Origin of the sequence: Caldisphaera sp., assembly GCF_046536515.1 — an archaeon.
Taxonomy (GTDB): domain Archaea; phylum Thermoproteota; class Thermoprotei_A; order Sulfolobales; family Acidilobaceae; genus Caldisphaera.
Genome location: NZ_JAWDMQ010000086.1, coordinates 1 through 3,786, shown reverse-complemented (window position 1 = coordinate 3,786; position 3,786 = coordinate 1). Strand labels below are relative to the sequence as shown.

The 3,786-nt window shown below is 33.7% G+C and carries 5 protein-coding genes and 1 pseudogene; all 6 read left to right on the top strand.

What is annotated here, in order from left to right; genetic code table 11:
- The first annotated feature begins 123 nt into the window (after positions 1 to 123).
- Complete coding sequence (locus RXO53_RS07965; RefSeq protein ID WP_410713686.1) at positions 124 to 537, top strand: hypothetical protein; 414 nt, start codon at positions 124 to 126, stop codon at positions 535 to 537.
- Between the two features lie 153 nt (positions 538 to 690).
- Positions 691 to 1,497, top strand: a complete 807-nt coding sequence (locus tag RXO53_RS07960; RefSeq protein WP_410713685.1) for a transposase — start codon at positions 691 to 693, stop codon at positions 1,495 to 1,497.
- Positions 1,498 to 1,754: 257 nt separating this feature from the next.
- A complete protein-coding gene (locus RXO53_RS07955; RefSeq protein ID WP_410713684.1) occupies positions 1,755 to 2,771 on the top strand; it encodes a 2-hydroxyacid dehydrogenase in 1,017 nt (338 codons plus the stop codon).
- A gap of 225 nt (positions 2,772 to 2,996) precedes the next feature.
- On the top strand, positions 2,997 to 3,128 hold the full coding sequence (locus RXO53_RS07950; RefSeq protein WP_410713683.1) for a hypothetical protein: 132 nt from the start codon (positions 2,997 to 2,999) through the stop codon (positions 3,126 to 3,128).
- Positions 3,129 to 3,352: 224 nt separating this feature from the next.
- A complete protein-coding gene (locus tag RXO53_RS07945) occupies positions 3,353 to 3,517 on the top strand; it encodes a hypothetical protein (RefSeq protein ID WP_410713682.1) in 165 nt (54 codons plus the stop codon).
- Positions 3,507 to 3,786 (top strand): annotated as a pseudogene (locus RXO53_RS07940) (hypothetical protein); the annotation flags it as partial. The gene RXO53_RS07945 and the pseudogene RXO53_RS07940, both read left to right, overlap by 11 nt.

Here is a 3,786-nt window from a genome sequence, read left to right as displayed (position 1 = left end):
CCCCATCGGGTTGATGAACAATCTTTGTCCCTCCTTATGTCTCAACAATCTCTCTACAATATTAGTTGATAATAAATAGGTAAAAAAAGATTTCTATTAACATGAGAAGGGATTCAGCCCAGCATGCCCCCCTCTGGTCAACTCTTAAAGCATGAGGAGCGGGAGCCGATTTCTCCCGCAATACCAGAGGAAGGCATCTACGAAGTTAATTATAAAAATAAGAGAACAAACGTCGTGCGTCTTCTTCCAAATGGTTTTCAGGAAAGGAAGCTCAGAAGGCTATCTAATATATCAGCAAAACTCTTCAATGAGTTAAACTATGAGAGGAGGCAACAATTCTTTCATGAAAAGAAAGTGGACTTCAATACAACGTGGAACAAGTATTATGAAAAGTATAAGGGCGTACTCGGGGTTAATGCGCAACAAATTCTCAATAAGAACAACGAGGCATGGAACTCCTTCTTCTCCCTTCTAAAGCTGAAGAAGGAAGGAAAACTTCCGCATCGCATGAAGCATGTTAGCCCGCCACGTTACTAGAAGGATAGAGAAACAAAAAGGAGGAAGCTTTTACTTGTTGTTAGACAAGATAGATATGTTGTAGATGAGCAAAACTACAAACTAATCCTCAAGGACTTCGGCCTTGAAGTTGAATATGTTGGCAGGCTGAAGTGGTACGGAAAACAAGGTAGATTGGAGATATACTACGATGATACTAGGAATGCATGGTACGCCTCCATTCCAGTTGATGTTGGGGTTGAAGAGGCAAAGAGTGGGAAGAAGAGTAAGCATATTGTTCGCGGTGAAAGGAAAGCAATACAAGTTGAATCACCTAAAGGTAACAAGGTCTCTTCAATAGATTTAGGAATCAACGTTTTAGCAAGCGTAGTATTAAACGATAGCACTTGGTTTCTTTACAAAGGTGTTAGGACTAAGGAGGATTACTTCTACTTTGGAAAGAGGGTATCTGAGGTACAATCCTTAGCAGATAAGACGAAAAACCTTGGTGAATATGAAGCATATGATGAATTATTAAAAGAGAAGAGGAGACTTTTTAAGAAATTAATGAGAAGGCTTCTTCATTTATATAGGAATTTAGCATCTCATCTAATGAAGAAGTTACATGAACTAGGTGTTTCAACCATTTATTTAGGTTACCCATTTAACATTGCACAAGATAAAGGCAACAAATTTACAGTAAACATGTGGTCTTACCGTAAATTAATTAATGCAATTGAACTTAAAGCACAAGAATATAGCATTAAAGTATATGAAGTTATAGAGTATAATACCTCAAAGTATTGTGCTTATTATAACTTAGAAGTTAAAAGAAATCCTAGAGGAGTCATTAATTGTCCATTAAAACATAAACTTCATTCCGATTTAAATGGGGCTTTAAACATATTAAAGAAAGCAACAGGTAAAGTATTATCATCAATAAAGAAACCCCTATCTTTTATTGTAGAACATAACAGAGTAGCACCCGTAAAAGGGGTGTAACCCTTAAGACCTCAGGAAACTCGCCCTTCAGGGCGGGGAAGAGGTCAGCTTCATTATTATGCTAAAATTTGTTCTGCTGTCCGTCCAAAGTTTCCCTCAATTTCATATGAAACTTCAGGTATTATATTAAGCATATTTTTGGATATAGCCTTAAACGTTATTGTTTTGCAAGCTGCTATACTTGATAAAAAGCTTCTAAAGAAAATCTATAGAAAAACTTAATTAGATACAAATTATTTAAACTTATTGTGGTAAATATGAATAGAGTTGTATTATCAACGTTTAAATTAAATGAAAATATGATCTCAATGCTGAAATCAAATTTTATAGATTCAATAATACCTCAAGAGAGAGTTGCAAATAGAGAATGGATAGAAAAAAATATAGGTGATGCAACTTCAGTCCTTTTAACATTTATTAAGTTTGATAAAGAATTAATAGATAAAGCTAGTAATCTTAGGGTTATTATTGCGACAAGCAGTGGTTATGATCATATAGACGTTGAGTATGCTGAAAGCAAAGGTATTTGTGTAGCTAATCAACCTGAGGCAATAGCTCATTCTGTTGCAGAACATGCAATAGGAATGACTATATCTTTGACCAAAAGAATAATACAAGGGGACAGATATATATGGAATAGAGAATGGAATGGTTTTCCATATTTTTTAACTGGGAACTTGCTTAAGGATAAAAACATAGGAATTATTGGTATGGGTAGAATAGGTGTATTAATCGCATCATATCTAAGAAACTTTAAAATAGGAAAAATTCTATATTATTCAAGAAAAAGGAAGCCAGAGATAGAAATTCTATTAAAAGCAGAACCAGCAAGCCTCAATAGAATATTTAGTGAGGCCGATATAATTTATTTAACTTTACCTTATAGTGAAAAAACTCAGGGATTAATAAACAGGAATTTGTTAATGAAAATGAAGGAAGGGTCTATTCTAATTAGTTTGGGAAGAGGTAAATTATTAAAAACCGAGGATATAGTTTATTTATTGAACAATAGAAAAGACTTAATGTTGGGATTGGACGTATTTGAAGATGAACCCTTACCGCTCGACTCACCTCTTTTAAATGATAAATTTAAGTCTCAACTACTTTTAACTCCTCACATTTCAGGGCCAAGCAAAGAAACAAGCCAAATAACTATGTATATGGCCATAAAACAATTAATTAGTTATTATGAAACTGAAATGGTGTGGAATCCTGTTAATAATTCATGTAAGGAAAGTCATGACATAAAAGAATATTGGGAATTTTTAAAATAATTTTGCTTATATTTGAAAGTTTTTATATTATGATAAAAAGAAGGGCATACAAGTCGTGGAATTAGATAGCATAATCTTTTGTTATTATAAAGTTTGTTAATAATATAGTTTATGTTTTTAAATTTATAAATTAAATTTTTATAAATTTTTAAGTAAATGTCTAAAATAAGTATTTAGTATAAAAATTTAAAAGGATAAATAAGAATAGATTTTTGGTAAGGATATATGAACAATGAAACCATTATGACAATATTGAATCATAGGTCTATAAGGAAGTTTAAAATAGGAGTGAATATACCAGAAGAAGATATAAGGATAATTATGGAATCTGCGAGAGTTCGGCTTCATTGTGATTAGTAGTTACTTTTAATGACTATTAATCACAAGGCCTCATCACTCCTCTTCTCCTCCCCACGCCTAGGTTAGGGAGTATGGACTCCCAGCCACGACGTGGGGAGTTTCATTGGGTGCCTTCCTCCACCTCGCGACTGCTCATTGACTTCATTGTGGCACCTTCCGATTTTATGATAACGGAAAAGTTTATAAATTTTTCCGTGATTAATATCATATGGTAATATCATATGGGTCAAGTTACATTTCACTCAAAAATATCATCAATGGGTCATGACAAATATGGAGACCCTAAATACGCAATATACGTTCCAAAGAGCGTTCATGATAAGATTAAGGGCTTATTAGACAAGGAAGTGATAGTAATTGTCATCCTACCAGATGATGAGGAATAAGCTAATGGGCTCTAAGGAAGCTCTTGAAAACTTCCAATTCGTAACAATAAATGGTAGGGTTGAGTTTGATGAGTTGGGTAAAGTAACTAGAATTGCTTACTCAAAGGCTGTAAAGGCTGGAATTAACCTAGCTTTAAGAGGAGTTTCCCTAAACGATGCTGTTAAGGAGTTATACAAGATCATTCCTTACTCCTTTTATGCCGAAACTGCTTATAAACAAGCCTTAGCATTGGTTGAGAATAACGGTAATAAGATTGAGATTAGAAAGA

What these genes read in the sequence shown, in the direction of transcription:
- RXO53_RS07965 (WP_410713686.1), top strand. Translation starts at nt 124, where the DNA reads ATGCCCCCCTCTGGTCAACTCTTAAAGCATGAGGAGCGGGAGCCGATT.
- RXO53_RS07955 (WP_410713684.1), top strand. Translation starts at nt 1,755, where the DNA reads ATGAATAGAGTTGTATTATCAACGTTTAAATTAAATGAAAATATGATC.
- RXO53_RS07950 (WP_410713683.1), top strand. Translation starts at nt 2,997, where the DNA reads ATGAACAATGAAACCATTATGACAATATTGAATCATAGGTCTATAAGG.
- RXO53_RS07945 (WP_410713682.1), top strand. Translation starts at nt 3,353, where the DNA reads ATGGGTCAAGTTACATTTCACTCAAAAATATCATCAATGGGTCATGAC.